Origin of the sequence: Mesorhizobium sp. M1A.F.Ca.IN.020.04.1.1, assembly GCF_003997315.1 — a bacterium.
Taxonomy (GTDB): Bacteria; Pseudomonadota; Alphaproteobacteria; order Rhizobiales; family Rhizobiaceae; genus Mesorhizobium.
Window position 1 is genome coordinate 27,729 of the sequence record NZ_RZSN01000006.1, and the last position, 25,196, is coordinate 52,924.

General features: G+C 61.6%; 32 protein-coding genes. 20 read left to right on the forward strand and 12 right to left on the reverse strand.

Annotation, left to right across the window (positions count from 1 at the left end; translation table 11 throughout):
• Window positions 1–255 precede the first annotated feature (255 nt).
• Genes EOA49_RS02895 through EOA49_RS02905 form a run of 3 tightly spaced genes read right to left on the reverse strand, consistent with a single transcriptional unit; the run spans window position 256 to window position 5,382 of the window.
• On the reverse strand, window positions 256–636 hold the full coding sequence (locus EOA49_RS02895) for a response regulator (protein ID WP_095802758.1): 381 nt from the start codon (window positions 634–636) through the stop codon (window positions 256–258).
• A complete protein-coding gene (locus EOA49_RS02900) occupies window positions 633–4,226 on the reverse strand; it encodes a CheR family methyltransferase (protein WP_127243046.1) in 3,594 nt (1,197 codons plus the stop codon). The genes EOA49_RS02895 and EOA49_RS02900 overlap by 4 nt, the downstream gene beginning before the upstream one ends.
• Window positions 4,180–5,382, reverse strand: a complete 1,203-nt coding sequence (locus EOA49_RS02905) for a chemotaxis protein CheB (protein ID WP_245460497.1) — start codon at window positions 5,380–5,382, stop codon at window positions 4,180–4,182. Before EOA49_RS02905 ends, EOA49_RS02900 begins: the two co-directional genes overlap by 47 nt.
• Window positions 5,383–5,595: 213 nt before the next feature.
• Between EOA49_RS02905 and EOA49_RS02910 the strand changes: the two genes are divergently transcribed.
• On the forward strand, window positions 5,596–6,033 hold the full coding sequence (locus EOA49_RS02910) for a CBS domain-containing protein (protein WP_095779493.1): 438 nt from the start codon (window positions 5,596–5,598) through the stop codon (window positions 6,031–6,033).
• 231 nt (window positions 6,034–6,264) lie between these two features.
• Here the strand turns inward: EOA49_RS02910 and EOA49_RS02915 are convergent, their stop codons facing one another.
• On the reverse strand, window positions 6,265–7,179 hold the full coding sequence (locus EOA49_RS02915; RefSeq protein WP_095826182.1) for a YihY/virulence factor BrkB family protein: 915 nt from the start codon (window positions 7,177–7,179) through the stop codon (window positions 6,265–6,267).
• A 365-nt stretch (window positions 7,180–7,544) separates the two neighbouring features.
• Between EOA49_RS02915 and EOA49_RS02920 the strand changes: the two genes are divergently transcribed.
• Together EOA49_RS02920 and EOA49_RS02925 are read left to right on the forward strand one after the other, a co-directional pair.
• Window positions 7,545–7,985 (forward strand): hypothetical protein, encoded by a 441-nt coding sequence (locus tag EOA49_RS02920; RefSeq protein WP_245460498.1) that lies wholly within the window; start codon window positions 7,545–7,547, stop codon window positions 7,983–7,985.
• A 405-nt stretch (window positions 7,986–8,390) separates the two neighbouring features.
• Window positions 8,391–8,603: a hypothetical protein gene (locus EOA49_RS02925; RefSeq protein ID WP_067320567.1), complete on the forward strand. Its 213-nt coding sequence runs from the start codon at window positions 8,391–8,393 to the stop codon at window positions 8,601–8,603.
• Between the two features lie 705 nt (window positions 8,604–9,308).
• On the opposite strand, the gene EOA49_RS33005 is transcribed toward EOA49_RS02925, so the two are convergent.
• Both EOA49_RS33005 and EOA49_RS02930 read right to left on the reverse strand, forming a co-directional pair.
• A complete protein-coding gene (locus EOA49_RS33005; RefSeq protein WP_206516957.1) occupies window positions 9,309–9,413 on the reverse strand; it encodes a putative RiPP precursor in 105 nt (34 codons plus the stop codon).
• A gap of 359 nt (window positions 9,414–9,772) precedes the next feature.
• The gene (locus EOA49_RS02930) at window positions 9,773–9,982 is read right to left on the reverse strand and encodes a hypothetical protein (protein WP_066994857.1); all 210 of its coding nucleotides are present in this window, start codon (window positions 9,980–9,982) and stop codon (window positions 9,773–9,775) included.
• Between the two features lie 581 nt (window positions 9,983–10,563).
• Between EOA49_RS02930 and EOA49_RS32520 the strand changes: the two genes are divergently transcribed.
• Both EOA49_RS32520 and EOA49_RS02935 read left to right on the forward strand, forming a co-directional pair.
• Window positions 10,564–10,701, forward strand: a complete 138-nt coding sequence (locus EOA49_RS32520; protein ID WP_164746658.1) for a hypothetical protein — start codon at window positions 10,564–10,566, stop codon at window positions 10,699–10,701.
• Between the two features lie 678 nt (window positions 10,702–11,379).
• Window positions 11,380–11,703, forward strand: a complete 324-nt coding sequence (locus tag EOA49_RS02935) for a hypothetical protein (RefSeq protein WP_245460499.1) — start codon at window positions 11,380–11,382, stop codon at window positions 11,701–11,703.
• 327 nt (window positions 11,704–12,030) lie between these two features.
• Here EOA49_RS02935 and EOA49_RS02940 read toward each other — a convergent pair whose 3' ends face one another.
• Window positions 12,031–12,258 (reverse strand): hypothetical protein, encoded by a 228-nt coding sequence (locus EOA49_RS02940; protein WP_127239693.1) that lies wholly within the window; start codon window positions 12,256–12,258, stop codon window positions 12,031–12,033.
• 972 nt (window positions 12,259–13,230) lie between these two features.
• Between EOA49_RS02940 and EOA49_RS02945 the strand changes: the two genes are divergently transcribed.
• The gene (locus tag EOA49_RS02945; protein WP_127239692.1) at window positions 13,231–13,416 is read left to right on the forward strand and encodes a DUF3606 domain-containing protein; all 186 of its coding nucleotides are present in this window, start codon (window positions 13,231–13,233) and stop codon (window positions 13,414–13,416) included.
• An 88-nt stretch (window positions 13,417–13,504) separates the two neighbouring features.
• On the opposite strand, the gene EOA49_RS33285 is transcribed toward EOA49_RS02945, so the two are convergent.
• Window positions 13,505–14,095, reverse strand: a complete 591-nt coding sequence (locus tag EOA49_RS33285; protein ID WP_245460501.1) for a KTSC domain-containing protein — start codon at window positions 14,093–14,095, stop codon at window positions 13,505–13,507.
• 198 nt (window positions 14,096–14,293) lie between these two features.
• Between EOA49_RS33285 and EOA49_RS02955 the strand changes: the two genes are divergently transcribed.
• Window positions 14,294–14,602 (forward strand): hypothetical protein, encoded by a 309-nt coding sequence (locus tag EOA49_RS02955; RefSeq protein WP_127239691.1) that lies wholly within the window; start codon window positions 14,294–14,296, stop codon window positions 14,600–14,602.
• A gap of 40 nt (window positions 14,603–14,642) precedes the next feature.
• Here the strand turns inward: EOA49_RS02955 and EOA49_RS02960 are convergent, their stop codons facing one another.
• From EOA49_RS02960 to EOA49_RS02970, 3 genes are all read right to left on the reverse strand, one after another.
• On the reverse strand, window positions 14,643–14,870 hold the full coding sequence (locus EOA49_RS02960; RefSeq protein ID WP_095779498.1) for a DUF768 domain-containing protein: 228 nt from the start codon (window positions 14,868–14,870) through the stop codon (window positions 14,643–14,645).
• Window positions 14,867–15,049 (reverse strand): hypothetical protein, encoded by a 183-nt coding sequence (locus tag EOA49_RS02965; protein ID WP_067320556.1) that lies wholly within the window; start codon window positions 15,047–15,049, stop codon window positions 14,867–14,869. Before EOA49_RS02965 ends, EOA49_RS02960 begins: the two co-directional genes overlap by 4 nt.
• Window positions 15,050–15,265: 216 nt before the next feature.
• Window positions 15,266–16,255 (reverse strand): SDR family oxidoreductase, encoded by a 990-nt coding sequence (locus EOA49_RS02970; protein ID WP_127239694.1) that lies wholly within the window; start codon window positions 16,253–16,255, stop codon window positions 15,266–15,268.
• A 402-nt stretch (window positions 16,256–16,657) separates the two neighbouring features.
• Between EOA49_RS02970 and EOA49_RS02975 the strand changes: the two genes are divergently transcribed.
• From EOA49_RS02975 to EOA49_RS02985, 3 genes are all read left to right on the forward strand, one after another.
• On the forward strand, window positions 16,658–16,960 hold the full coding sequence (locus tag EOA49_RS02975) for a DUF982 domain-containing protein (protein ID WP_066994825.1): 303 nt from the start codon (window positions 16,658–16,660) through the stop codon (window positions 16,958–16,960).
• A gap of 109 nt (window positions 16,961–17,069) precedes the next feature.
• Window positions 17,070–17,591 (forward strand): ferritin-like domain-containing protein, encoded by a 522-nt coding sequence (locus EOA49_RS02980; protein ID WP_127243048.1) that lies wholly within the window; start codon window positions 17,070–17,072, stop codon window positions 17,589–17,591.
• Between the two features lie 276 nt (window positions 17,592–17,867).
• Window positions 17,868–18,260, forward strand: coding sequence for a low affinity iron permease family protein (locus EOA49_RS02985; protein WP_127239690.1), 393 nt, complete (start codon window positions 17,868–17,870; stop codon window positions 18,258–18,260).
• Between the two features lie 55 nt (window positions 18,261–18,315).
• On the opposite strand, the gene EOA49_RS02990 is transcribed toward EOA49_RS02985, so the two are convergent.
• Window positions 18,316–18,540, reverse strand: coding sequence for a hypothetical protein (locus EOA49_RS02990; protein WP_127239689.1), 225 nt, complete (start codon window positions 18,538–18,540; stop codon window positions 18,316–18,318).
• A 367-nt stretch (window positions 18,541–18,907) separates the two neighbouring features.
• Here EOA49_RS02990 and EOA49_RS02995 point away from each other — a divergent pair, with 367 nt between their 5' ends.
• From EOA49_RS02995 to EOA49_RS03040, 10 genes are all read left to right on the forward strand, one after another.
• Window positions 18,908–19,225, forward strand: coding sequence for a hypothetical protein (locus EOA49_RS02995; protein ID WP_127239688.1), 318 nt, complete (start codon window positions 18,908–18,910; stop codon window positions 19,223–19,225).
• A 113-nt stretch (window positions 19,226–19,338) separates the two neighbouring features.
• Window positions 19,339–19,593, forward strand: coding sequence for a hypothetical protein (locus EOA49_RS03000; protein WP_067320542.1), 255 nt, complete (start codon window positions 19,339–19,341; stop codon window positions 19,591–19,593).
• An 89-nt stretch (window positions 19,594–19,682) separates the two neighbouring features.
• The gene (locus EOA49_RS03005) at window positions 19,683–20,657 is read left to right on the forward strand and encodes an alpha/beta hydrolase (protein WP_127239687.1); all 975 of its coding nucleotides are present in this window, start codon (window positions 19,683–19,685) and stop codon (window positions 20,655–20,657) included.
• Window positions 20,658–20,750: 93 nt separating this feature from the next.
• Entirely contained in the window at window positions 20,751–21,182 is a 432-nt protein-coding gene (locus EOA49_RS03010) for a hypothetical protein (protein ID WP_127239686.1), read from the forward strand.
• On the forward strand, window positions 21,179–22,399 hold the full coding sequence (locus EOA49_RS03015) for a divalent metal cation transporter (RefSeq protein WP_095802617.1): 1,221 nt from the start codon (window positions 21,179–21,181) through the stop codon (window positions 22,397–22,399). The genes EOA49_RS03010 and EOA49_RS03015 overlap by 4 nt, the downstream gene beginning before the upstream one ends.
• A complete protein-coding gene (locus EOA49_RS03020; protein WP_127239685.1) occupies window positions 22,399–22,758 on the forward strand; it encodes a hypothetical protein in 360 nt (119 codons plus the stop codon). Before EOA49_RS03015 ends, EOA49_RS03020 begins: the two co-directional genes overlap by 1 nt.
• Window positions 22,759–22,760: 2 nt before the next feature.
• Complete coding sequence (locus EOA49_RS03025) at window positions 22,761–23,090, forward strand: hypothetical protein (protein ID WP_067320531.1); 330 nt, start codon at window positions 22,761–22,763, stop codon at window positions 23,088–23,090.
• Window positions 23,056–23,892, forward strand: a complete 837-nt coding sequence (locus tag EOA49_RS33010; RefSeq protein WP_206519867.1) for a hypothetical protein — start codon at window positions 23,056–23,058, stop codon at window positions 23,890–23,892. The genes EOA49_RS03025 and EOA49_RS33010 overlap by 35 nt, the downstream gene beginning before the upstream one ends.
• Window positions 23,889–24,281, forward strand: coding sequence for a phage holin family protein (locus tag EOA49_RS03035; protein WP_067320528.1), 393 nt, complete (start codon window positions 23,889–23,891; stop codon window positions 24,279–24,281). The genes EOA49_RS33010 and EOA49_RS03035 overlap by 4 nt, the downstream gene beginning before the upstream one ends.
• Window positions 24,278–25,177, forward strand: coding sequence for a DUF3618 domain-containing protein (locus EOA49_RS03040; protein ID WP_127239684.1), 900 nt, complete (start codon window positions 24,278–24,280; stop codon window positions 25,175–25,177). The genes EOA49_RS03035 and EOA49_RS03040 overlap by 4 nt, the downstream gene beginning before the upstream one ends.
• Window positions 25,178–25,196 lie beyond the last annotated feature (19 nt).

The following is a 25,196-nucleotide window of genomic DNA, read 5'->3' on the forward strand; positions in this document are numbered from 1 at the left end:
CCGTTCGAGTTAGAGGAACGAACTCGCCAATCCCCCCGAGGCCGCAAAGATCACCACGGTCGTGGTCCCCCAGGATGTTGGTGCTTCGGCTATTGACCTGGTCGCTCGCGATCCTGCGATCGTTCGTCAGCCAACGGATCAACAGCAGCGGAGAGTGGAAAAGTCCTCCACGATGCCAGACGGGACCAATGCCTGCATTGGATGTTGCGAACGCTTGCAAGAAGCCGATTGCCAAAGGCGAGGCGCCCCGAAGCCTCAGTGCTTATGCGCGCCAAATCGCGCGACCGCCTCGATCAGCACTTTGGAGTCTACTGGCTTCGACAGTCTCGGCGAATCCCGGAACTGATCGGGAAAGACCGTTGCGCTGTCATAGCCGGTGAGGAAGAGGAAAGGAACGTGGCGCGCTGCGAGGTGCTCGGCAAGCGGGAAACTGCGTTCGCCATGCAGGTTCACGTCGAGCACCGCCCCATCAAGTTCGACGCCATCGATCTGCTCGAGCGCCTGTTGGACCGAGGGCGCGGGCCCCACCACATGGCAGCCCGCATCGGTCAGTTCGTCGGAGAGGTCGAGCGCAACCAGGAAAGCGTCCTCGACGACGAGGATTCGCAGGCCCGATAATGGAGCGCTCTTGTTCATGCGTGGCCGGGCAGCGGCTCGAAGGCTTCGGTTCGGGCAAGGGGGATTTCAAGCAGGCACTCCAGGCCGGTGGGCCGGAAGTTCAATTCGACACTCCCCCTCAACTCGTACTCTAAACTCTGCTGGATGAAAGTGGTTCCGAAATTCCTGCGGGATGGTTCTTCCACGGCCGGACCGCCGACTTCCTTCCAGCTGATCGACAGCATGCCCGGCTTCGCGATGTTCCAGGAGACTTCGATGCGGCCGGTGTCGACGGAAAGTGCCCCATATTTGGCAGCGTTGCTGGCAAGCTCGAAGAAGACCATGCCGAGCGCCGCCGCCGTTGCCGCATCGAGATGAAACGGCGGCCCATGCAGGACCAGGTTCTGCCGTTCTGTGCTGTTGTACGGAGAAAATGTCGCCCTGAGCAGCTGCTCGAGGTCGGCGTCGCCCCAATTATGGGACGACAGGACCTCATGCGTGCGGGCCATCGCGTGCAAGCGTTCGTGGAACGAGGCCGCGAATTCGCCCATCGAAGCTGACGAGCGGATCATGCGCGCGGCCAGCGCGGTGATCGTGGCGAGGATGTTCTTCACGCGGTGCTGCAGCTCGTGCAGCAGCCTCTCCTGAGCGCGCTCGGCTTCCTTGTGGTTCGATACGTCGACGAGGGCCGCGATCGCGCCCCGAACCCTGCCGGATTCATCGAACAGCGGATTGGCCGACATCATCACGTCGATGCTTGAGCCGTCCGCCTGCGCGATTCGGGCTTCGTAGCCGGGCACGGGCTTGCCCGTTCGCATCGCCTTCTGCAGCGGCTGCTCGTGCGTTTCCACCACGGAGCCGTTCACCATCAGCGGCAGGACCGCCGGCACAGTGCTGAGCTTGCCGTCCGCCGCGCGCCGGCCGGCGAGCTCGGCGGCGCGGCGATTGGCGCGGATGGCATCGCCGTCGCCGTCCTCGGCGATGAAGATGCCGACAGGCACAAGATCCAGAACAGTCTCCAGGCTTTCGAGGCGGTTGCGCAGGTCGTGCGACAGCGCGCCGATCTTTTCCTCCGCCTGCGCGATCTGGGTAATGTCGACGAAGGTGACGACGACGCCGGCGATGACATTGTCGACGGTGCGGTAGGGCATCACGCGCATGATGTAGCGCTTGCCGCTTTCGGTGCCTTCCACCTGCCTTTCTATCGTGCCCAGCCGCTGCAGCACCTGCTCCATGTCTGCCTGCAGCCGGTCCGCGGCAAAGCGCGGCCGCACATGCGCGAGCGGCCGGCCGACATCGCTTTCGACCAGCCTGAACAGGTCGCGTGCCGTCGGCGTGAAGCTCTTGATACAAAGGTCGCGATCGAGGAACACGGTCGCGATCTGCGTGCTTTCGAGCAGGTTGGACATGTCGTTGTTGGCGCGGCTGAGCTCGTCGACGCGGATGTTGAGCTCGGCATTGACGGTCTGCAGTTCCTCGTTGATCGATTGCAGCTCCTCCTTGGAGGTCTCCAACTCCTCGTTGGACGATTGCAGCTCCTCGTTGATAGAGGACAGTTCTTCGTTGGAGGATTTCAACTCCTCGTTGGAGGATTCTAGCTCCTCCGTCGTGATCTGCAGCCGTTCCCTGGTTTCCCGCAGCTCCTTTTCGAGCTGACTGACATTGGCGCTTTCGACATCGTCGGTCGTCTGGACAGGCTCGTCCTCTGCCTCCGCCTTTATCCCGCCGATATCGCGGAAGACCAGCATGTAGAGCGGATCCGAATTGCCGTCGACCGGCAGCGGCTGCACGGCGAGGCTGATCGTCTGGCGTCCGCCATTGGTGCCGATGCTGATATTGTTCTGCACCGCCATCTGTCCGGTGCTGACTGCCTTGTGAAGGGCAGCGCGCAGATCCATGCGCAGCCCGCGACGGGCCATGGAGAAGACGTTGTGGTCGGGCGCGCCGGCGGCAAGTTCCAGATATTTGCCTGTCCCGCCCGAGCTGTGCATCAATTCGCCGGCGGCGTTGACGACCACGTAGGCCGGAGCATAGCGCTCGACCAGGAAGCGTTCTGCAACTTCTTGCAGGGTTCCTGTCGTTGCCCGCGGGCGCGTGCTGGGAACAGCCTGCCTGGCGGCGGCGGCAAGTGGGAATTCCGGCAGGCGTTGCGCGGCGACCTCACTGCGCTTCTGGAAGATGCGGGTCGCCTTGTCGATGGTCGAGAACAGGCGCGCATGGCGCGTAACGTTCTCGGACGAGCCGAGGAAGAGATAGCCGTTATTGCGCAACGCATAATGGAAGATCGGGATGATCTTCTCCTGCAGCTCCGGCCCCATATAGATCAAGAGGTTGCGGCAGGCGATGAGGTCCAGCTTGGAAAACGGCGGGTCGCGCAACAGATTGTGCGCCGAGAACAGGCAGGCTTCCCGCAACTCGGCGGAAACACGATATGTGCCGTCCTCGCGCGAGAAGAATTCCTTCAGGCGCTTCGGCGTGATGTCGCTTGCGACGGTCGCCGGATAGCGGCCGGCGCGCGCCACTTCCAGCGCACGCTCGTCGATGTCGGTGGCGAAGATCTGCAGGTTGGGAGAAGCGGCGCCCCGCGGCGCGTTCTCCTTCAAAAGCATGGCGATCGAATAGGCTTCCTCTCCGGTGGCGCAGCCGGGCACCCAGGCCCTGATCGTCTCGTCCGGCTTGCGGCCCCCGAAAAGCTTCGGAATAACCAAGCTCTCTAGCGCATCGAAGGCCTGCGGGTCCCGGAAGAACCTGGTCACGCCGATGAGCAGGTCCTGGAACAGAAGGTCGACCTGCTGCGGCTCGTCGCGCAGCCGCTCGTAGAAAGCCGTGGGATCGTCGATCTGCAGCACCTGCATGCGGCGTTGGATGCGCCGCAGGATGGTGTTGTCCTTGTAGCCGCTGAAATCATGGCCCGTGCGCGTACGCAACAGCCCCGCGATCCGCGAAAGCTGTTCGCCCACTTCGCGCTTGCGGCGGTCGCGTTCGCTTTCATCGCGGTTGGCGTGGCTGAAATAGCCGACGAGCTTCGCAGCCATCTCCTCGGCCGGCAGCACCATGTCAACCAGGCCGCTCTGCACGGCGCTGCGCATCATGCCATCATATTCGGCGCTCTGCTGCGCCAGCGTTAGGCCGCCATGTTCCTTTATTGCCCTGAGCCCGATCGTGCCGTCGCTGCCGGTTCCGGAGAGGATCAGCCCGGCCGCATCCTCCCCTTGATCCTGTGCCAGGGACGTGAAGAAATCGTCGATCGGCGTCCGCTTCGCGCGCGTGGCGGCCATCTTGGCCATGTTGAAACGCTGTCCCCGGATGGTCACCGAGACGCCCGGCGGGATGACGTAGATGTTGTTCGGCTCGACTTCCGCGCCTTCGACCGCGGTCTGCGTTTCGATCGCGGTGGAGCGCTGGATGATGCTCGCGAGCACACTCTCATGCTCGGCATCGAGGTGTTGGATCACGACATAGGCAAAGCCGCTGTCGGCCGGCACTTCCGGAAAGAACTTCTGCAACGCCGCGATGCCGCCGGCCGATGCGCCGATGCCGATGACAGGGAACAGCGCGGGCTCTCTCTCATCCTGGCGCGGGCTAGTCCGTGCCTTCCTTGTGCTTGCCTTCCTCGCCGCCTGCGCCATTGCCTGTTACCTGTGTCCGCCTGCTTTCCAGGATGCGCTTGATGACGGAGGCATCCGCTTCGTATTCCCTCGCCCGCTTGCCGAACTCGCTGGCGAGTTGGGAGCGATGTCGCGTCTTCTCCCGCTCCGCCATGCGCCGGGCAAACTCCGCCCGCTGCTGATGCGACCGCAGCAGGCTCCACAGGATCTCGTCCGCCTCGATCGCCTGCGCCTCCATGATCGCATCGGCGGTGAAAGCGTGCCCGGTATGGCACCGATAGCGCAGCATGTCACCGTCCTCGATCTCCCACAGCGGCCCGTGGCATTCCGGGCATGTAAACACCGACAGTTGCCCAAGTCGATCTGGTTCTTTCATGGTCGAATGCTCCTGTGCCGCGATTGCGGCCTCCAGCCTGACCGTCGGTGGGGCCGGCAACGTTTCTCCGGCCGGCTCGGCCGCCAGCTTGCCCAGCAAGCCGCCGAGTTTGGCGGCGGGTTCGCAATGATCGATGTCGACATAACGCAGCGCGCTTTCCACCATGGAAGGCACCAGCGCGTCCTTGGGATGCTGGACCACCGCGAGGCCGCCGACCGCCTTGATTGCCCGCAGGCCGGCGGTGCCGTCGGAAAGCGCGCCCGACAGCAGCACGCCGACGACGCTTGCGCCGAAGCTCAGCGCCGCCGAGCGGAACAGCGGGTCTACCGCCGGCCGCGCGAGGTTTTCGCGCGGGCCGCGGCGCAGCATCATGTGATCGTCATGCAGAAGAAGATGGAAGCCGGGCGGCGCGACATAGATGTTTCCCATCTTGAAGGACTCGCCGTTCTTGGCGCCGGAGGCTTTCAGCGCTCCCGCACGGTCGAGGATTTCCGGCAGATAGCTGACCTGGCCGACATGGACCACGACGAACACGGCCGCCGGTAGATCGGCAGGCAGGTCGCTCACGATCGCTTTCAGGGGCTCAACCCCGCCAGCGGACGCCCCGATGACGATGATGGAGCGGTTGCGCGCCTTAGCTTGCCGCGAGCTTGTCTCGGCCTCGCGGGCAGGTGAGATCCGGTTTCGAAAGTCGGCCATGGCTCCCCTATCAGGTCGCCCCCGGCCCATAACACAATGGCCGAAGGCAGGACTCTGTTCCATGAGCGGCGCACGCAACGATCGCCGGATCGGCAACAGCACGAACGGGTCTCGGCCGAACATGCGCAATGGGGTGCCGGCCTGCTTCCCTCGGGCCTCCGCAAGGACCGGTCGCCTGTCCGGCTGTCATTCGAGCCCCACGGCGGAACTTTCCATGCCCTCTCCCGCGCGAGATTTGAAGGAACCAATAGCGCCGAGCATTTGTTTTCTCAGTTCAGGTTCGGCGGGCGGGCTCCGCAACAAAGGGAGATAGCCATGAAGGTCGGCAGTTGCATGACAAAGGACGTTGCCGTCGCGAATCCCGAACAGTCGATCCGCGAGGTGGCGCTGATGATGGGCAAGCTCGACGCCGGCGTCGTGCCTGTCGGTGAAAATGACCGGCTGGTGGGGATGATCACCGACCGGGACATGGTCATCCGCGGGATAGCGCTGGGCAAAGGTCCCGATACCAAGGTGCGCGATGTCATGAGCCAAGAGGTAAGATATTGCTTCGATGACGAAGACGTCGATCATGTTCTTGCTAACATGGGAGACTTGCAGGTGCGCCGGCTCCCGGTTCTGAACCGAGACAAACGGCTCGTTGGCATCATCTCCCTCGGAGACCTCGCAAGAAAGGGTGAGACACGGGAGGCTGGAGAGGCTTTGAGCGGCATTTCGGCGCCGGGCGGTGTTCATTCGCAGACCGCCCATTGATGACAACGACGACATCGGAGTCTGTTTGATCGTCGGTTGACGCCCGCCGGGCGTGACTGGGTTGCGGCGGCCTCATCGCGGCTTCGCAACCTAATCACGTCCTGATGGACCGACAGGTGGCGACGATCCCTCTCAGGTTGTCAGCCTAAGCCAACGCTGTCTGGCCCAACGCCTGATCTCTTTAGGCAGAGGGTCGCGCGCAGTGTTGCGTTCTCCGGCGTTGCTTGACCGTCACCTCTCCGTCTTTCCGACCTCCGGCTTCATAACCCGCCTGAGGTCGGCCCGGCTTCCTCTGCTCACCGAATAGGCGCGCGTGATTTCGGCGCCGAACAGAAAGATTTGAGCCGAGTAATAGACCCATAGCAGCACCACCATCAGCGCGCCGGCGGCGCCATAGGAAGTGGCGATCGAACTGCTGCCGATGTACCAGCCGATCAGCGACTTGCCGATGGTGAAGAGAAGCGCGGTGACCAGCGCACCGACAGCGACATCGCGCCATTTGAGACTGCGGTCCGGCAGGACCTTGTAAATCGCCGCGAAGAGCAGCGCGATCAACGCGAACGATACGATCGTGTTGATCGAACTCACGATCAGTTCGCCGAACGGCAGGTGTTGGTTGATGACATCGGCCAACACCGAGATGGCCGTGCTCGCCGCGAGCGACACGAGGAGCATGAAACCGAGCGCGGCTACGAGACCAAGGCTCGCCGCCCTCGCCCGCACCAAACGCGAGAGCGACATGGCCCTTGGCTCGACCTTCCAGATCTCATTCAGCGACTGCTGCATCTCGCCAAACACGCCGGAGGCTGTGATCAGGAGCGTCACCAGCCCGATAATGGTGGCAAGCGCGCCGGACCAGGGACGCGAAGCGGTCTCGATCGTCGCCTTCAAGAGGTCGGCGCTCTGCGGACCCATCACGCCCGATATCTGGGCCGAGAGCGCGAGCTGGGCGGCGTCGTTGCCGACGACGAGACCTGCGACCGCCACAACGATCAGAAGGATCGGCGCAAGAGAGGTAGTGGCATAGAAGGCAATCGCCGCCCCATGGCTCAGCGCGTTGTCATCCATATAACCGCTGACGCTTTCTTTCAGCAGAAGCCAGGCCTCCTGAAGCCAGCCGGTCCTTGATTTCCCGTCCTTTGCCATGCGCTCGACACCGAACTGAAGCGGGCCGGGTGGGACAAGAGCTCGACTGCCTTTTCGTTGGCCAGGATGTGAAGCCGGAAAAACCACCCTGTTCTCTTTGCCACCAGGTCCGGCTGACGCGGCCCGCAGAGGTCAATGACGCCGCGGGCGGGAGGTTCCGATCTATTCGCTTGCGGGGTCTTTTGGACATCGCGCTGGGCCTTCACGCCGCCGATGCCGTCGTGAACGCGACTGCGCGATCAGGTCGAAGCTGGCGCTCGTTGAAGGCTAAAAGAATGCCCGGCCGAAACCGGGCAGGAGACTTTGTAGGAGCCGATGATGGGACATCCGGCCTCGCTAATGTATTCGCACCTTATGACGGACTCATGAAGGCCGCCATCCTCCAGGAACAAACCCCGGATTGGTGCGTATTGGCTGAACAGCCGGGTCCAGATGGGGGCACAATGTCAACTCGCAAGAAGCGCCACACCCAAAATGCATTCTCGCTTTGTGGAGACCTGATGTTGGCACCCGCTGTCGTCGCCATGCGCCTTCCGCTGATTGCTTTGGATGCAAGCAGCCGTGCCCCGAAAGGGATTGAGGCGATGCTTGCGGTCAACGAGAAGGCGCTCGCCTTCGCCGAAGGCATGGCGGCTGCACAATTGGTGATCTTACGATCGGCTTTATGGTTTTGGCCTGAAGTTCTATCCGGCCGGAGCCCGTCTTTTCTAAGCGGCGGTGCTCTGAAGGATTCCATGGTCGCGGCACTCAAACCTGCCGGCCGCCGCGTCCGAACAAATTTCAACCGGCTCTCCAAACCGGGCTGATTGGGGCCAGATTGATGTTCTGGCCCGAAGCGGTCGCGGACCGCCGGCAATCGAGCTTTCTGACGACGGCAGTTGAGGCTGCCGGCCGTGGGAGACATGCCCGCGTCGATCAGCTCTTGGAGCGTCCAGCCGTCATGTTTGCGTTTCAAGGGCCAGCTCGGCCTTTTGGCTGAATTTTGATTTATTAGTAGATGCGCATATACTCGTTCGCCGGCATCGTGTTCCCTAAGCCCCTGCCGGCCAAGGCCCGGTGGCCACCCCCATAGCCACCCAAGGCTACCGGGCCACCTGCCCCGCCTAGAGGCGCCCAAGGCTGCCCTGCAATCGCTCGCTATGGGCGAGCGAAAATGGAAGACCCGGAACAACCCTCCTTGCTCCAAGTTCGGGTCGCTGTTTGGAGCGATCATGAAGACATACCGAGTTGAAGAGATGGCTGGCGACCAGGTGGTGGCTTATCACGTTGCCAATGCCCATGCACCTTGGGAGGCTGCTCAGAAAGTCACCGGCAAAGACGTCCTGGCGAGACGGGATGAACATTTCTGGGTGCGGGTGACCGATGAGGGAAACCGCGCAATTTATAAATATGCCTTCAGGCTTGACGCACCGGACTGCCTTTGAGGCTCCGTCCGGTCGGGCTTGGGAAAGGGAGGCGGCGCATTCGGGTCCGGGCAATCGACGCTTGGCACCTTTCCGCAGGGTGATGCGGGATCATTGCCCGCACCGCCATACCGCTCTACGAGTTTTGCAAACCCGTAGGCGAAGGCGGCGAGAAGCGCCAGGACAACCGCTATCCGAACGGCCATTGGAGATTATACCCCGGTCGGCCTGCGGATAGTAATCACTACTGCTATCCCGGCGAGCCGCCGGCCAGGCTGAATTAGCCGGATCAGCAGAAGAGCCCGCCGCACCTCCTCCGCGGGCGGGCTCTTTGCGTCGGGGGCAACCCGACCAAGGCGCGCTCGACCGTCTCTTCTTGCCGGGAGCTGCACCCAGAATGCGAACTGCAGCGGCACCGAATTGTTCCAAGACAAACAAAGAGCCCGCCCGCCTGGGAAGGTCGAATGGGCGCTGAGGAAACGCCTTTCGCGGCGAGGTGAACCTCAGCTGAGGCACACGCCGCGCGACCCAACCGGGACGATTGGCAGAATGTCCCCTTCCGCCGATGCGACAGAAGTCCGAGAGGCTGACGCTTTGGTCCCCATGCTGAAACCTAAGCCTCGCTGCATCATTTGATAGAGCCGGTGAGGAAGTGCGTCACCTTCCTGGTCGGTAGCAGCTAGAGAGATGCCCGCCATTTCCTGCCTGGAGTGACGGGCATCGTCCTTATTGGGACGTCGCGCCGTTCACGAGCGAGACGACGATCACGGCCGTAACGGCGGACAGGCGGTCACGCTTGACCAGGACGGGCTTTTCATAAGTGCGCTTCATGGCGAATCCCCCTTGCTGAAGTTGGCTCGCCGATCTGGCTGAGGCAGCACCCGACCGTCATTTAAAAAAGATGTAGGTCCGGAAGTAGCGACGAAGGGCCGAAGCACGAGGAAGCGGCGCTGATCGACGACAAGGCCCTACAGACAAGGCCATACAAAAGAAAAGCCCGCCGACCAAAGCCGACGGGCCATCTTCCCTCAAAACTGCTGTGCGCCCCTTTCCCAGATGGTCCGCCCGATTCCGGGAACCCCGCACAAGCGTTTCCTAATACAGTCGCGCCCAAAGGGCTGTAGCCCAGCGGCAACAATGACGAATATTCACAAGGGGCGGGCGGCAGGCAGTCCAGTCCGTTCAGACCGTTACCTACCTAAAGGTAGCCTGGATAGCGAAACCAGTTCATTCTCGTCCACAATACCCGCCATGAAGTTGGCGATGATGCGAGAGGCCAGCGCCTCACGCTGCTCCGTAGTTTGGCCATCATATTTCAACCGGTCGAAGACGCGGGCCAGAAATTCCAGCTCTTCCGGATCGAAAATTTCCGCTTCCAGTGCTCTTTGGCGGATCGCCATGGCGGTGAACTCCTATTCGTGCCTGGCTCTGCCGGCAGGCTTGCGCATGCGAACCCCAATGGGAAACTCGAATTTGATTCAATATGGAACTCCCGTAAGCGTTCCCTTAGCGCGATCTGAAAGAACGGCCCGCCCCTGATGGGAGCCAGGGAGCGGGCCTGCGGAGAATGGGAGGCTCCGCCCGGCGGCTGTGCACATGATCGGGAGGGAATTGCGCCGCCGCGCCCCAAACCTCTTCGAATGCGAGGTGATGACGGAACATTTTCTTGATGATCCGTTTGTCTCGGGCAGGAGGAGTGTTTCCGTACCGGTTGTCATCGGCATATAGGCTTTGCCATCGTTCAAGCCTGCGCACGCTGACACACCCTCTGTTTCATTTCAGGACGGAATATGCTGGCATCAGCCTTGCAAATAGGATGATGCCGGTACCCTCCCGGGTCGGCACTCGTCGGGCTTGGGGCTGGGCTATGGGGCGGCGAGCCCGGCGAGTTCTCAATATATTAGCAATTGCTTGTAGACATAGATGAACAGGCGGATAATCAGGCCACGCGCGTACGAAGAGCTTTGAGGGAGTTCCAGCCATGCGACCGATCCTGCTGATCGTCGCCGCCCTTGCCGCGTTCTTCATCTGGGGTGGCGTGGCGAACAAAGGCGCCTATCGAATTGCGCTGATGATAGACCAGTCCGAGCACTTCCCAGGTCTAGTGCGGGTTGGTTGAACCAATGATTTGAAAGCATTGTCGCTCCGGACGGAAGTCGGACATCCAAACGCATTGGTCCCAGTACTGAAACATTAGGCCCGTTCCGACATTTGGTAGAGCCGGCGGAACCCTTCAGTCGTCGGCGGAGAGAGGTCAGGTACCCGCCATACACTCCCCCGGGTGGCGGGTACCTGTTTGGGTTTTCAGCCGTCAAGCCGCCTTCGCGGTGCTGCTTCGCACATGAAGGGTATCGACCTACAAGTTCAGTGGACCAGAAAGCCCGTCGCGCAATGGCGCAAGCGCGACGGGCTTCTGTTGCTTACGGAGTAGAGCGGCCGCACCCTGAATGGGAGAAAACGAGTGCGGTCGCATGTTACCAACCCAACCGCACTGTTCGGGTTCCATCAGCCTGCTCGAATATTAGCGCCAGCTTGAAGCCATAATATTGGCTGCACTGATCCGGCTCGGCTTTATCCTTATGAATGCGTTCCGGCTATACAATCAGGGGTATATGCTCATTGGTCAGCCGGCGCCGTGTTGCGATTCCGAGCCCCCGCCGGTCAGGCCCGGCTCAATTCTGGCCTTTGTCGGCCAGAGAGCCGGGCCGCTCCGGACACCGGCGCGGTGTACGCCTTTTGGAGAACTACTTTCTTTGCAGACAGCAATTAAAGTATCTTGCAGGAAAGGAGTGCTAAAATGCCGAATGAGAGCAAAAGGCTTATTGAAAAGAATTCCGAAAAGCTTGTTTCAGAGGCCAACGCGCGCCGCGATTTTCTCAAGCAGGCTGGACGCTTTGCTGCGGTGACGCCTCCGGCCATTACATTGCTGCTCGGCACAAGCTTGAACTCCAGGGCGATTGCCAAATCGGGAGGAACACGTCCGGGCAATGGATGGGGTGACAAGAACCACGTTCACGTCGGGCCCAAGCCAAAGTTTCTTAACTCCGGCAACGGAGGGTCGCGGGGGGACAGCTATGGCGGCGGAGCCCATGGGGGCTCGAGGTCCGGCGATCCCAACTAGTGCCGTCGAGGAACGACCTCTTTCCGCTCGACTGAGGTTAGACAGGCCGGCGCATTGGTCGTTATGCTAGAAACAACTTGCCCGATGCATCATTTGGTAGGGCCGGCGAGGAAATGCGTCACCTTCTTCGTCGGCAGCAGTGAAAATAGATGCCCGCCATTCCTGGAATGACGGGCATCTGTTGCGTCTCTCGGCTAGAGCGCTCTCCCAGTGCTACATCGCCTGAGGATCATTTCGCACAAGCTCTTCCGAACGCGCTCATTTGCTCAGAACCCGTTACGCGAACTTCGGCTTTAGTGGACTTGTTCCAGCCGAGGGCACCAGGCTTTAGCGCACCTTCTCGAGTTCTTCCAACAGCTGGTCAGCATCAGTCACACCGCGTCCAAAAAGGCTCATGACTTTGACCGCGACGTTTTCGCGCTCGTCCTTGCGTTCGATCTTGTGACTGGAGCAGTAGTCACTCACCGCCTTGGCCAGAATGTTGACCTCTGCAGGTTCAACTATACCGCATCCCGCACTTTTGGGCGGGACAGCATTGCGATCGATTCCACGCATCGTTTACCTCACCCCGATACGCCACAACGGGGAAAGGATACACCCAAAAAAGTCAGCTACGAGTCAATTGGATCGGACTGAGGTCCCGGGCAAATAGCCGATTGCCTCCATGCTGCGCTACCGAGCAACGGCCGCCCACCGAACTTTTGTCCGGCGTCACTGCGCGGTCTGTGAATTTCGTCTCGGCAGGAGCCCCTATCGGCTTGGTTCGCGCATGACATTATAGAGCAGCAGGCCGGCCAGTAACGACACGACTGCGCTTAGCATATCATCGCCGGTCAGCCCTGATGAATATGCGAAAGTTGATGCCAGCTCGGCCATCGTTCGACCCAAGGAGTGCGGGATTGCCCGAGGAGAACTTCTAGATGCCGCTAAAGTTCCTTGTGAGCGCTGGCGGGCTGTCTCCTCATGCCGCGAAGGTGTTTCGGGCTCGTATCGGGGCAGTGTGAACGCCGTCAGAGACGGCACATTCATCTTCGGCCGGAAATCCCATTCCCAAGCGGAGGAACGCTAGACCCGTTGCCGTGACCCGCCAAGGTTAGACAACGGGCCTAGCTATCGGTTCGCTTCTCAAGTCGGTGACACTGTCGCCGCAAACCGAACCCAACTCCAAAGCCCAGGGCAACGCCCGCCAAGTCATCTACGCAGTTCATTAGCAGGTCCGCAGTAACAAATGTTAATGGTACACTACTGGCTTGCGAGAAAGGCGCCGCTGGAGGAAAGACTGACGCAAGCGACCTTGGCCCGTCGCAGCGCCCAAGGGATCCGCGCAACGGGCCAAGTAACCCGGCCTTCGGCTTTGTTGAGGCCGGTCCTCCCATCCTCCGCCGTGGCGGGCGGAGTACCGTCAATCCTGCACGAGCGAGCAGTCCGTTTTCGATAACTTTTGTTAGTCCCGCCTAAAATTGCCGCTTGCCGCGCCTGGAACATTCCTGCGCGGCCGCTGTTATTCCCCTGCCGGAGGAAGAAGCGATGGCAGACGACAAGAGCAAGCGTGGCGGCGGTGACCGCAACCGGGTATCAGCGGACGATGACTACGAAGTACGGCATTTCGCCAACAAGGTTGGCCTGACGGCTCAACAAGTTCGCGATCTCATCAAACAGCACGGCAACGACCGGAAGACCTTGGAACGCGAGGCCGAAAAGCTTCGCGGATGACCAAGATCCCGCACGAGCGTCGATCGCCGTGACGCCAAACCATGAGCAAGCGCAGCCGAGCCGCTTGAACTGGACGCTGAATAGCCGGTCAATCATCGTCATCGCTTGTGACGCGACGATATCGGAAGCGATTGCGGATGTGCGCGTTGAAAAAGCGGCCCTTGGCAAAGGCTGATCGGAATGCCGCGAACGTCTCCGGCGGCACCCCCTCGAACTCGTAGCGTTTCCCGCTGGTCACAAACCATACGGAAAGAATCCCTTTGGCCAGATCGTATTTTGTTTTCTTGATCGAGGTGGATGGCATGGCGCGGCACCCGGTGGTCTGGCATAGAGCGAACGATCCGGCCGGCCTTTTGTTTCCGAAGCTAATGAGTGAGAGCCAAGTCTCGCAGCCGACGCCGCCGTCCCAGATGCGGACGGGCAGCGGCAGCGCGAGCGCCGCATCCCATGGCATCGAAAAAGCCCGCAGACCGGAGCCTGCGGGCTGAGTATTCTGGAGGTTGGTACCTGAGTGCGCAAACCTGGCAACGTGCGCAGCAGGCATCCAATCAACAAAATCCGACAGCGACCGTTCCCTAAAATTCTGGACCTCGGCCACCGGTCCCAGCGAATGCGGGACAAATGTCGTACGGGCCAACTCAAAGGTCGGGGGCAGGAAACATCTTGCGAGAAATTTCATTGGGTCGCGACTGGCGAGGATGAGCCCCTGCCACCCTCGAGGTCATCTCAACAGACGGAGAGTTCGCAAAGGTTGCCAGGCAGGCCGAGCGGCTGGGCGATAGCAGGTAATGGCAAATCAGTCTGTTCATCGGCCCCCGCACTGTTCGAGGCTCTTATCCTCGGTCTGGCACTTAAGATTGGAACCACGGAGGCAATTATGATCGAAATTTCCAACGCCTTGGCCACCAAGTTGACGGGTCTCCAAGAAAGGCTGCGGGCGGCCAACGTGAGCATGGATGACATGCAGGCATTTCAAAGGGTCGCCGACCATATGGACAACGGTCGCGGCGGCATCGACGCCGACGATCTGATCGCGCTCTCCTTTGTCATGTCGGATGACGCTGAGCGATCGCAGATGGAAACAGCGCCGGCGATCGAGCCTGCAGCCCATAGGCAGCATCGGTCCGTCGGCCGATCCCGCGGCGCGAAAGGGACGGGCTACATCGTTCCGCGCAAGGCGGGCTGAACGCGCCCCTATCCGGGTTAATTGCAGGCTGCCTTGGCTTTCAATCGGACTTGCCCGAGTCCTCAAGTCCGACGATTGCAGCCAGTATGGCATCGTAAGCGCTCCCGATCTCCTCTTCAATCTCATGCTCGGAAACACCTGCGGCCTTCGCATCTGCAAAGAGCTTGGTCGTCAATTCCGCGACGGAAATGATGTCAGCGCCGACGCTGCCGCGCATCACGTTGTTGGTAATCCATTCGCCAAAGAATTCGGCCCCGCGTTCGCTCATAGGCGATGCCGCGCCTTCAGAAAATGAGCCTCTCGAAGCAGGGAATTCCAATCGGTCCCGATCAACTCGATCAGTTCGCGGGCTTGCTCTTCGGAAATGTCTGCCTCCCTGGCCAATCGGCCGGCCAGGATCTCAACGGCACCGTCATGCGAGTCGCCTTTGTCGGTGTGCTCGTTCATCGAAACCTCCTAGCCTTGAAAACTGCCGAAAGGCCGACAGGTTCAGGCTTGTGCCGAAAATCTGAATTCCTTCGGACTCTTCCCAGCGTCTGCGACTGCCTTGCCGGCCGTTTGGCCAACCAGATTATCTGGGCGGCCCGTCAGGCCGGATTACCAAGACGGCCGGGGGATCGAGAACCGCCGTTTTCATCAAGACCTTCATATAGGCGGCCGCGGTCAATAGCCCCCAATGATCGGCAGGATCTCGCCGGTGATATAGCTGGAGCATTGCGGCGAAGCGAGAAATACATAGGCAGGCGCGATCTCTTCCGGCTGGGCTGGCCGTTTCATCGGGGTCTTTGCGCCAAACTGCGAGACCTTCTCCGCTTCCTTCTCCGACGGGTTCAGCGGCGTCCAAACCGGCCCCGGCGCCACGGCATTGACGCGAATGCCCTTGCTGATCAGGTTACCAGAGAGCGCCCGGGTGAAGGCGTGAATGCCGCCCTTGGTCATCGAATAATCGATGAGTTCCTTCGAGCCTTCGATGCCGGTGACCGACCCGGTGTTGATGATGGCCGAACCCGGCTTCATGTGCGGAACGGCTTCCTGGGCCATGTGGAAGTAGCCGTAGAGATTGGTCTTCAGCGTGGTGTCGAAGTGCTGCTCGGTGAGGTCGGCGAAATCGGTCGAATGCACCTGGAAGGCAGCGTTGTTGACGAGCACGTCGAGCCTGCCGAAGGCCTTCAGCGTCCGCTCCACCGCCTTGTGGCAGAAGGTCCGCCTGGCCACGTCGCCGCGCATGATGATGCAGCGCCTGCCTTCGGCCTCGACTGCCTGCTTTGTCGCCTTCGCGTCGCGATCCTCGCTGAGATAGGCGATGGCGATATCCGCCCCTTCCCGGGCGAACAACACGGCAACTGCGCGGCCGATGCCGGAATCGCCGCCGGTGATCAGCGCCACCTTGCCTCCCAATTTGTTCGATCCCTGCCAGAACGGCGCGTCGTAGAGTGGCGCGGGCTCGATCGCCCATTCCTCGCCCGGTTTCGGATGATGCTGCTTCGGGAAAGGCGGCACTGGGTATTCCCGCGCGCCGGCCTGCATGGCGCCTTCTGATTTGGATTTGCCGTTCGACTTGGCGCGATCGGTCGCGTCGACCTTGCGTTGCACGCTCCGCTGCTTGCTGGCCGCCTGCTCGGAGGTGAATTTGGTACGCGGGGCCGATTTCATCGGTGTGGCGGAGTCGGTCATCCTGTCGGATTTCGTCGGCATCGGTGTCTCCTTCGCTTTCGAGGGACAACGCACGCGAACGGAAAAGGTTGGCCTCGCTCCGAAGCTGCCGGCTCTCAATCCGGACATCGGTCGCGACATCCGTCGGGACCTCAACCACGGCCGCCACCACCGCCGGCGCTGCTCACCCGGACGGCGATCAGTAAGGAGCACGTTTTTTGACCGCCACGGGCCGGCTGAATGCAACTACCCGGCAGCAGCTTCGTTTTATGCGATCTCAAACAGGCGGTAGCACCATGAAATCCTTTCGGACCGATATTCCCTTGGCGGCGGCGCCGACCGCGGACCTCTTCGTCGGGCCCGCCCGGCCTGTGTGCGAATGGCTAGGACGGTGAAAGAGCCTTGAGCAGATTCCTGCCCCTCACCATCCACTTCGTCAACGGCGGCACGATGATGGTGTCGTCGATCGCTGACGCCAAGAAGGCGCTTGGCCGGAAATGGAAGAGCAAGGACTCACCAGCCTATCGCAAGGCGGTTCGGCTTGTGGAAGACGCGACCAACGGGATTTGCCGGCCGGCGATCGCCTTTGCCGCCTTCAAGAAGGCGGCCGCCGAGCAGGGTCTGCTGGAGCATGCGGGTCCCAGTGCAGCGCTCAGCATGCTCGACCAACTTTCGTCCCGCAACGGCAAGGGCACGCCGAAGTAACGCTCGCGCACCTCGGCTCGTCGTCCCGGCTTCAAAAAATATTTCGCTGGAACATCGGTCGATCCCACCGGTTTTGTTTGGTCAAGAAAGTCGAACGAAGGAGACGTCGATGGCAAAGAAAAGTTCGTCCGGCGCGGCGAACGGCTTGGAAAGCCTGTTCGTGGATGGCCTGAAAGACCTTTATTATGCAGAGAAAAAGATCCTGAAGACGCTGCCTAAGATGGCCAAGGCGGCGCAGTCACAGGAATTGGGCGCGGCCTTCGAAAAGCATCGCACCGAGACTGAAGCTCAGGTCGACCGGCTCGAGCAGGTTTTCGAAATGCTGGGCAAGCCGGCGCGCGGCAAGACGTGTCCCGCGATCGATGGCATCATTGAAGAGGGTTCGGAGATCCTCGAGGAATACAAGGACGAGCCGGCGCTCGACGCGGGCCTTGTGGCTGCCGCCCAGGCGGTCGAGCATTATGAAATAGCGCGCTACGGCACGCTGATTGCCTGGGCGGAGCAATTGGGCCTGAAAGACGCCCTCCCCTTGCTGCGCGACACCCTCAAGGAAGAATCCGCTACCGACGAGGCACTTAGCAAGCTCGGCGAAAGTGGTGCGAACAAGCGGGCCATGCAGGCGGCCGCGTAAGGCGCCCGATAAACGCTTATTCGCATGCCAAAAGTCGACTTGGCGACGCGGCCCCGGTCTCTTTGACCGGGGCCGCGATTAATGACGGGGCCCGCCTCCTCGCGAAACGCTGAGCGGTCGCCTTCTTGGCGTCGCGTCGCCTTCAGTTGACTTCTTGCCGGTACCCAGCGCCGACCGACAGGATAGACCGCTCCACCTCGGTGCAGTTCATCCGGTACGATATCGTCAGGCTGGCTTGGCGGGAAATTTCGTCAGGGTGAAAGTCCGGAGTTCAAGTTGGAAAAAGCATTCAATCGGCTCGCGGAGATTGTCGCCCATGCCGCGGGCCGTGCATGGGCCTTCGTCTTGTGCGTGGTTTCGGTGGTCCTCTGGGCCATTGCCGGCCCGGCCTTTCATTATTCCGAGACTTGGCAGCTGATCATCAACACCGCGACGACGATGGTTACTTTCCTGATGGTTTTCCTGATTCAAAACACCCAGAACCGCGACGGCGTGGCCATTCAGGCGAAGCTCGATGAGCTCATTCGCTCAGGCCGCGCAAAAAACGACTTCATCGGCATCGAGCATCTCACGGAAGCCGAGGCCCAAGAATTCAGAACCAGGTGTGCCCAAACCAAGACCGCCAGCAAGGGGACGATCGCATCTTACGCCGAAAGCCCCCCTGCCTAAAACATGTCTTCCGAAAGTGAAATCCGGCTTCGGGACCAAGACATGCGTGACGCGCTTAGTCGCCACGATGCTTGTTGCGGCCGCTTTCCTGATTCTTGCCGCGAAGCATGTTGCGGTCATCGGAGCCGACGAGGTCGGGCGTGTCGCTCCTGAGGTCCGAACCTTTCCGCCGCGCTTCGCGCTCCGCCGCCGACTGCTTCAGCTCCGCCTTGGCGTTCTTCGTGTTCTCACGTTCTTCCAGAATGCGCACTTGCTGGTCATGGGTTCTGCGTCCGCTCATCGGTGCCTCCTGTTCTTTTGTCGGTAACGGCAGTCGGACTCGATCGTTCCGAACATGCGCAAGGCGTTTCGGGTCCCTGAATGTCAAGGCCCCCAGATGACCTAATCACGCGGGAACTCGAAATCGACCGCGAGGTGTCGACGAGGTGATCCGGTCGATCGAGGAACGCTGCTGAGGAGCCGCCATTCCTGCGCTAAGGGTTCCAGATCGACTGGAGGGCCCAGCTTCCCGTCGGGCCGTGGATGAGCGATCCCGTCTGCCGCGAAGATACTCGTTGTAACCGCTCAGACGAAAGACGCGGCAACGCAAGCTCCGCCAGAGGAACATTGGCAGACGGCGGCCGTTCTCAGCTCGAAGGAGGCGGCTCATGAGTGCAACCAAGGAGTTCTTTCGAAGCTGGCTCGAGGAGAACGTCGGGAACCTGCCTGCCGACACGCAAGTCAGCGTTCCGGTGCTTGTGCGACAGTTCGAGCAGGACGCCGACGCCGCGGGCTACGGGCACGAGGTTCGCGAGGAGGAAATCGGCAATATCGAAGATGCAATCGAACGGGCGCTCGACATGACGGCCGAGCAGGAGGACCCGACAGAATCAAATCAGCGGAAAGAGACCTCGCTTGCCCCGGTCATTGAAGCTCTCGAGGAGTCGGAACCGGCACAGGCGGAAGACCATGAGGATCGGGACTGACCGACTGCCGCACGGGATAGCCGGAACAAAGAGACAGCTCGCCTGTTGGGCTGCTTCTGAACAGATCGGCACGTGATCCGCCGACGTGGCAGGCCAGATAGGTAAGTAAGCCAATGACGAAGCATTCTGCAAAGGACGATCCGTCCAAACTGGGATCGGACAGTGACCGGGCGAGCGAGCAAGGCACAAAGCGAACAGATAAGCGTCTGCCGCAGGAAGATCCTGTCGAGGGCGCGCGTGACACGGTGGAACGCGAGCTTGAACGGCAAGATCGACCGGTCGACGCTGAGGGAAGAGAGCGCGAACGCAGGGCTCTCCAGGAACAGGTCGATGAGGAGACGAAGCTGCCTCAGAAGGGCTCGGCCTGAAAGCTCCTTCTTTGGAAGCCAGCGCCTGGGTACATCCGCCGCTTCTCTCAACAGCGGCTTGTGCCATGGCTCCGTAGCAGCACGGGATCATGCCTGACATCGCCACGTTCAACGACGTGGTCCTCCTCCTTGCCGCGGCAGCGGCCGGGCTTGCCCTCTACAATGGCCTGCGAGCGCGGCGGGCGTTACGCGGCCGACGTTTTGGACGCTTCGTCGAAGTCGACGGAGCGCGGCTGCACCTGATCGAGGATGGCCAGGGCATGCCGCTGTTGTTGCTGCATGGCAACGGCTCTTCGGCCGAGGATTTCACGACAAGCGGCATCGTCGACAAAGCGGCCGCAGACTATCGTGTTCTGGCTTTCGACAGACCAGGCTTCGGCAGGAGCTCGCGCCCGATCGGCAGGATCTGGTCGGCCGCCGCGCAGGCCGATCTGATCGATGCCGCGGCCGCGAAACTCGGAATTGGACGCTATATTGTTGTTGGCCACTCTTGGGGTGCCGCGGTTGCGCTCGAGATGGCGCGACGGCGCCCTGGGCGCGTTGCCGGGGTCGTGCTTGTCTCCGGCTACCACTATCCATCGCCAAGGTTCGAACTCGCCTTGTCGGGGTTGCCGATCTTGCCTTTGATCGGAACGGCCTTCCGCCACACCTTGCTGCCGCCGCTGGTCAGGCTTGGCTGGGCTTGGTCAATGCGAAAGATATTTGCCCCGGCGGCGATCTCGGCGGCATTCACCGCAACGACGAGGGAGTTGGCGAGCCGCCCCTCGCAACTGCGGTCGATCGCGGCGGAGTCCTTCCTGATGTGGATCGCAGCGGCGTTTGTGACGCCTCGGCACAACGACATTTTCGTTCCTGTTGGGATAATCGCCGGCGCCGGCGATCAGCTTTTCGACGCGCCGGCCGAAGCGTTTCGGCTGCACGCGGATCTCGCAAACTCGGTAGTCGATATCGTCCCCGATGCCGGGCATATGGTGCACCTGACAGCCCCGCAGGCGGTGCTCGCCATGATCGACAAGATCGCTGCCCTTTCGACCACCGAGGACGCGCAGCGGAGCGACCGATAAGCAGCAGTGCCGTGCAACCGGCCTACGGCGGGGAACCTTCCGATCCACGCCGCTTTATCTCCATGTTCGAAGCAGCAGCAGTGAGAGGAAGCATTGCGCAGCATTGCTCGGCGAAAACTGCCTTTACTGCAGGTGCTTGCACTGACACTTGCTTCCTGCTCCTCGTCTGAAACCGTCGAACAGCAATCGAAGCGTGCCGCCTCGACCGCGCAGGCGGCGGTGCTGGTCACCGATGCCTGGCTCTCCGGCGCCGCGCCGTCCCACTACGCGTCCTCTGCCCTACAATCCTTCGCCGAGACACTCGCCGATGCCGGCCGGCAAGTGGAATCGGCCTCGCCGTCCGATCCTGCGACGCGAGACACGCTGAAGGCGGCGATCAGCCGGCTGTCCACCGCGGCAAGCGGGGCCGACAGCGCGGTCGAGGCCGGACAGCAGGCGCAGGCCAGCCGGGCACGCAACGAGCTTCGCGCCGCGCAGGCGGATCTCGCCACGGCCTATCGCGGCTATTTCGCGCCGCAACGATGAAGAAGCTGCTGGAAATTTCGCTTGGCGTCGTGACCAGCGTTGGTGGCTTCCTGGAGGTCGGTTCGATGGCGACAGCGGCGCAGGCAGGCGCCCTGTTCGGCTTCCAACTCATCTGGGCGATCGTGCTCGGCACCATCTGCATCATCTTCCTGGTCGAGATGGCCGGTCGCTTCGCCGCCGTGAGCCATCACACCATCGCCGACGGCATCCGCGAACGCTTCGGCTTCAATGCTTTCCTTTGGCCGCTGCTTGCAGTCCTGCTGGTCAATTTCCTGGTCCTCTCGGCAGAAATAGGCGGGGTTGCCATTGCTGCCGAGCTTGCCACCGGGATCGGCTTTCAATGGTGGGCATTGCCAGCGGCTTTCCTCGCATGGCTGCTGCTGTGGAAAGGCACGTTCGGCCTCATCGAGAAAGGCGTGTCGATGCTTGGCCTGATCACGCTCTGCTTCGTCGTCGCATCGGTGATGCTAAAGCCCGAATGGAAACAGGTGGCTGCCGGTGCCGTGCCCAGCCTGCCGCAACACGATACGGCGAACTACTGGTTCATGGCCGTCAGCATCCTCGGCGCTTCCATCTCGCCCTACCTTTTCATGTTCTATTCCTCGGGCGCGGTCGAGGATCAATGGGACAAGAGCTATCTCGGCACCAACCGGGCGATTGCCGGTCTCGGCATGAGCTTCGGAGGAACGATCTCCGTGGCCGTGCTGATCGTGGCCGCGCTTGTGCTTGGCGCCCACGGCGTGAACCAGGTGGACGACTACAACCAGCTCCCGCTGATGCTGATCTCGGTGTTCGGCTTCTGGGGCTTCGTCCTTTTCGTCGCATCGCTCGGCATCGCCTGTTTCGGAGCCGCTCTGGAAGTGGCGCTGCAGCAGGCCTATCTCGTCGCGCAAGGGTTCGGCTGGACCTGGGGCGAGGATCTCAAGCCGCGCGACGATCCCGGCTTCAGTCTCGTCTACACGCTCACGCTTTTTCTTGCAGCCGTTCCGATAGCGCTTGGTCTCGACCCGCTGAGGCTCACCATCTTCTCAATGGCGTTGACCGCCGCCAGTCTGCCGCTGACGGTCGTGCCGTTCCTCTTCCTGCTGAATGACGAGCGCTATGTCGGCCAGCACCGCAACGGCGTCATCTCCAATGCCGCCGTGATCTTCGTCATCGCGCTCGGCTTCGTGCTGGCGGTGGTGACTATTCCCCTGCAGATATTCGGAGGCACCTGATGCAGCTGCTGCGCGATATCCTGGACAAGCAGGTCGTCGACCGCGAGCAAGTGAAGATCGGCAAGGTGGATGGACTGGTCGCCGAGCTGAGGCAGGGCAAGCCGCCGAGGGTCGTTGCGGTCGAGCTTGGCGTGATAGCGCTGGCCCGACGGCTTGGCGCTCGGCCTGGGCGATTAACGGCGCGGCTGGCCGCAAGGCTGAGCGGGAAGCAGCAGGCACGGCCGCATCGCATCGCCTGGACCAAGGTGCGCGACATCGGCGTCGACATCGAATTCGATATCGACGTGCGCAGGACCAAGATCTTGGCCTGGCAGAGCTGGCTGCGCGATCGCATCGTCGGCCGAATCCCGGGAGCCTGAGGATGCCAAATGTGAATCTCGAGCATCTGGCTGGCCGGCGCGTTCTCACGCAGGGCGGCAGGAGCATCGGCCATATCGAGGAGGTCATCGCCGAGCAGGACGGCGACGACCTCGTTGTCACCGAATTCCATGTCGGCATCTTCGCAGCTTTTGAACGCCTGTCGGCCTCGGCCATCGGCACCGCATTGCTCGACTTTTTCGCGCTGCGGCGCCGCGAGGGCCTCTACCGCATACCTTGGGACAAGCTCGATATCTCCGATCCGGCGCAGCCGCGGCTGCTCTGTTCGGATGACGAGCTTGCCGGCTTCGGAGGCGCCGATCGGGGTAAGTAGCTACTTACAAAAAATCCTGGTCACGGAAGGGAACATCGCGGCGGGCGCGAAGTTGGAACAGGCAAGGAGGAGCCTGCGCCATGAACAGTGTCATCTATCTTATCGGTCTCATCGTGGTTGTGCTCGCGATACTCTCCTTTCTCGGCTTTCATTAGGAGGCGTCATGCAGCGCGAAAATAATCAGGGCCGCGAGCCGGCCGACTTCGCCAAGGCGAAGAACGAAGTTTCCGATCGAGTTAAGAAAGAAACCCAAAGCGCCGGCGAAGCGCTCCACGATGCCCGCGACGAGGTTGCTCGCAGGGCAGTCGACTATGCGTCGGAAGCACAGGAGGCCCTGTCGGAAAGGGCCGAGGAAACGCAGCGCGACATCGGATCGAGCCTGGCGGCATTCGCCGGCGCTCTGCGTGCCGCAAGCGACCATCTGGCCAACAGCGACCAGAGCTCGGCGTCGAATTTCATGCGGGATGCGGCAGGCGGACTGGAAAGGCTGTCCTCCTCGTTGAAGGAGAAGCCCTTCGGCGAGGTGCTTGAGGAAATTCAGAACTTCGGCCGCCAAAATCCCGGCACTCTGATCGCTGGTTCGGTGCTGGCAGGACTGGCGCTCGGACGGTTCATAAAGGCTTCTCCCCCGGAAACACGACGCGCGGGGCAGAGCGCAGCGACGCCACGGAAGACTGGGAAGACTGGTAGGGAAACGAGCAGGCAGACTGGTGCGCAGGCGAGCAAGCCATGGGATGACGCGACGACCAATTGGGGCGTCGACGGCGGCGCTCCCAGGAATGCAGCGGAGCTAAAGAAATGAACACTCAAGACAATCAAAGCCTCGGCACTCTGGTCGCCGACCTGGCACAGCAGGTGAGCACGCTGGTGCAAACGGAGGCCAGACTCCTGCGGGCGGAGCTATCCGAGAGCGTGACTAAAGCGGAGGCCGGCGCCGTCGGGGTTCTGGGCGGCGCGGTATGTCTTCTCGCCGCGCTGATAGTGCTGCTGCAAGCGCTCGTCATTGCCCTGACCCGCCTCGGCCTGGGCGCCGGCTGGTCCGCCTTGCTCGTCGGAGTGGTCGTTGCCGTGCTGGGTGTCATCCTCCTGCGGACCGGCATGGCGAGCATGTCGCCCTCCGAGCTCGCGCCGGACCGTACGCAGGAGCAACTGAAGCGTGACGCGAACTTAATCAAGGAACAAGCGAGATGAGCGACAAATCCGCAGCCGAACTCGAACGCGAAGCCGAGGCCACGCGAGCAAGGGTGGTAGCGACCGCCGAGTCCATTCGAGGCAAGATGACGCCCGGCCAGCTCTTCGATGAGTTCACCGGTATTTTCAACGGCGGTGCAGGCTCCGACATGCTCCACAACCTGAAGGCTCAGGTGCGAGACAATCCTCTGCCACTGACTGTAATCGGCGCCGGTCTGGCCTGGCTGATGCTGGGCAGCGGCGCTTCCGCCGCAACCGCCGCGACCGGCTACGCGACCCGTCGCGGTTCCGACCGCCATGACGGCACATCTACGGCTGGAACCGGAACCATGACTTCGGACACCTATGCCTCTGTCGGCGACATGGCCAGCGGTGCGGCCGGCACTGTCTCGGGAATGGCCAGCAGTGCGGCCGGCACCATGTCTGACATGGCCAGCAGCGCAGCCGGCAGCGTATCTGGCATGGCAAGCGGCGCGGCGGAGACGCTGACGAACTCGGCGACAGCCACGGCCGACATGGCGACGAGGGCCACTCGTTCCGCGCAGCAGTTGATGGAGGATCAGCCTCTGGCAGTTGCTGCTGTCGGTCTCGCGATCGGAGCAGCGATCGGCGCGATGCTGCCCCACACGCAACTCGAAGACGAGCGGCTCGGCGGCTATCGCGAACAGCTTCGCGAGAGGGCCGAGGACGCGCTCGAGAAGGGCGTCGACCAAGTGAAGCAGGTTGCAGCCGAAGCCTACCAGGCGGCCAGCGACGAAGCAGGACGGCAGGCGTCGAGCGAAGGTACGCTCGCTGACAAGGTCAGCGATGTCGTCAAGTCCGCCGCCGACAAAGCCGATGAGGCGGTGCACCGGAGGCTGTCCGATACCGAACCGTCGACAACGAACAAGTCCTGATCTGAACAGACCGGATCGA

What these genes read in the sequence shown, in the direction of transcription:
- EOA49_RS02980 (WP_127243048.1), top strand. Translation starts at nt 17,070, where the DNA reads ATGGCAAAGAAAAGTTCGTCCGGCGCGGCGAACGGCTTGGAAAGCCTG.
- EOA49_RS02995 (WP_127239688.1), top strand. Translation starts at nt 18,908, where the DNA reads ATGAGTGCAACCAAGGAGTTCTTTCGAAGCTGGCTCGAGGAGAACGTC.
- EOA49_RS02940 (WP_127239693.1), bottom strand. Translation starts at nt 12,258, where the DNA reads ATGCGTGGAATCGATCGCAATGCTGTCCCGCCCAAAAGTGCGGGATGC.
- EOA49_RS02895 (WP_095802758.1), bottom strand. Translation starts at nt 636, where the DNA reads ATGAACAAGAGCGCTCCATTATCGGGCCTGCGAATCCTCGTCGTCGAG.
- EOA49_RS33005 (WP_206516957.1), bottom strand. Translation starts at nt 9,413, where the DNA reads ATGAAGCGCACTTATGAAAAGCCCGTCCTGGTCAAGCGTGACCGCCTG.
- EOA49_RS03025 (WP_067320531.1), top strand. Translation starts at nt 22,761, where the DNA reads ATGCCAAATGTGAATCTCGAGCATCTGGCTGGCCGGCGCGTTCTCACG.
- EOA49_RS03005 (WP_127239687.1), top strand. Translation starts at nt 19,683, where the DNA reads ATGCCTGACATCGCCACGTTCAACGACGTGGTCCTCCTCCTTGCCGCG.
- EOA49_RS02910 (WP_095779493.1), top strand. Translation starts at nt 5,596, where the DNA reads ATGAAGGTCGGCAGTTGCATGACAAAGGACGTTGCCGTCGCGAATCCC.
- EOA49_RS02955 (WP_127239691.1), top strand. Translation starts at nt 14,294, where the DNA reads ATGATCGAAATTTCCAACGCCTTGGCCACCAAGTTGACGGGTCTCCAA.
- EOA49_RS02965 (WP_067320556.1), bottom strand. Translation starts at nt 15,049, where the DNA reads ATGAACGAGCACACCGACAAAGGCGACTCGCATGACGGTGCCGTTGAG.
- EOA49_RS02920 (WP_245460498.1), top strand. Translation starts at nt 7,545, where the DNA reads ATGAAGGCCGCCATCCTCCAGGAACAAACCCCGGATTGGTGCGTATTG.
- EOA49_RS03035 (WP_067320528.1), top strand. Translation starts at nt 23,889, where the DNA reads ATGAACACTCAAGACAATCAAAGCCTCGGCACTCTGGTCGCCGACCTG.
- EOA49_RS02915 (WP_095826182.1), bottom strand. Translation starts at nt 7,179, where the DNA reads ATGGCAAAGGACGGGAAATCAAGGACCGGCTGGCTTCAGGAGGCCTGG.
- EOA49_RS02945 (WP_127239692.1), top strand. Translation starts at nt 13,231, where the DNA reads ATGGCAGACGACAAGAGCAAGCGTGGCGGCGGTGACCGCAACCGGGTA.
- EOA49_RS03020 (WP_127239685.1), top strand. Translation starts at nt 22,399, where the DNA reads ATGCAGCTGCTGCGCGATATCCTGGACAAGCAGGTCGTCGACCGCGAG.
- EOA49_RS02970 (WP_127239694.1), bottom strand. Translation starts at nt 16,255, where the DNA reads ATGAAATCGGCCCCGCGTACCAAATTCACCTCCGAGCAGGCGGCCAGC.
- EOA49_RS03000 (WP_067320542.1), top strand. Translation starts at nt 19,339, where the DNA reads ATGACGAAGCATTCTGCAAAGGACGATCCGTCCAAACTGGGATCGGAC.
- EOA49_RS02990 (WP_127239689.1), bottom strand. Translation starts at nt 18,540, where the DNA reads ATGAGCGGACGCAGAACCCATGACCAGCAAGTGCGCATTCTGGAAGAA.
- EOA49_RS03015 (WP_095802617.1), top strand. Translation starts at nt 21,179, where the DNA reads ATGAAGAAGCTGCTGGAAATTTCGCTTGGCGTCGTGACCAGCGTTGGT.
- EOA49_RS33285 (WP_245460501.1), bottom strand. Translation starts at nt 14,095, where the DNA reads ATGAAATTTCTCGCAAGATGTTTCCTGCCCCCGACCTTTGAGTTGGCC.
- EOA49_RS32520 (WP_164746658.1), top strand. Translation starts at nt 10,564, where the DNA reads ATGCGACCGATCCTGCTGATCGTCGCCGCCCTTGCCGCGTTCTTCATC.
- EOA49_RS02930 (WP_066994857.1), bottom strand. Translation starts at nt 9,982, where the DNA reads ATGGCGATCCGCCAAAGAGCACTGGAAGCGGAAATTTTCGATCCGGAA.
- EOA49_RS02935 (WP_245460499.1), top strand. Translation starts at nt 11,380, where the DNA reads ATGCCGAATGAGAGCAAAAGGCTTATTGAAAAGAATTCCGAAAAGCTT.
- EOA49_RS02925 (WP_067320567.1), top strand. Translation starts at nt 8,391, where the DNA reads ATGAAGACATACCGAGTTGAAGAGATGGCTGGCGACCAGGTGGTGGCT.
- EOA49_RS02960 (WP_095779498.1), bottom strand. Translation starts at nt 14,870, where the DNA reads ATGAGCGAACGCGGGGCCGAATTCTTTGGCGAATGGATTACCAACAAC.
- EOA49_RS02900 (WP_127243046.1), bottom strand. Translation starts at nt 4,226, where the DNA reads ATGGCGCAGGCGGCGAGGAAGGCAAGCACAAGGAAGGCACGGACTAGC.
- EOA49_RS03040 (WP_127239684.1), top strand. Translation starts at nt 24,278, where the DNA reads ATGAGCGACAAATCCGCAGCCGAACTCGAACGCGAAGCCGAGGCCACG.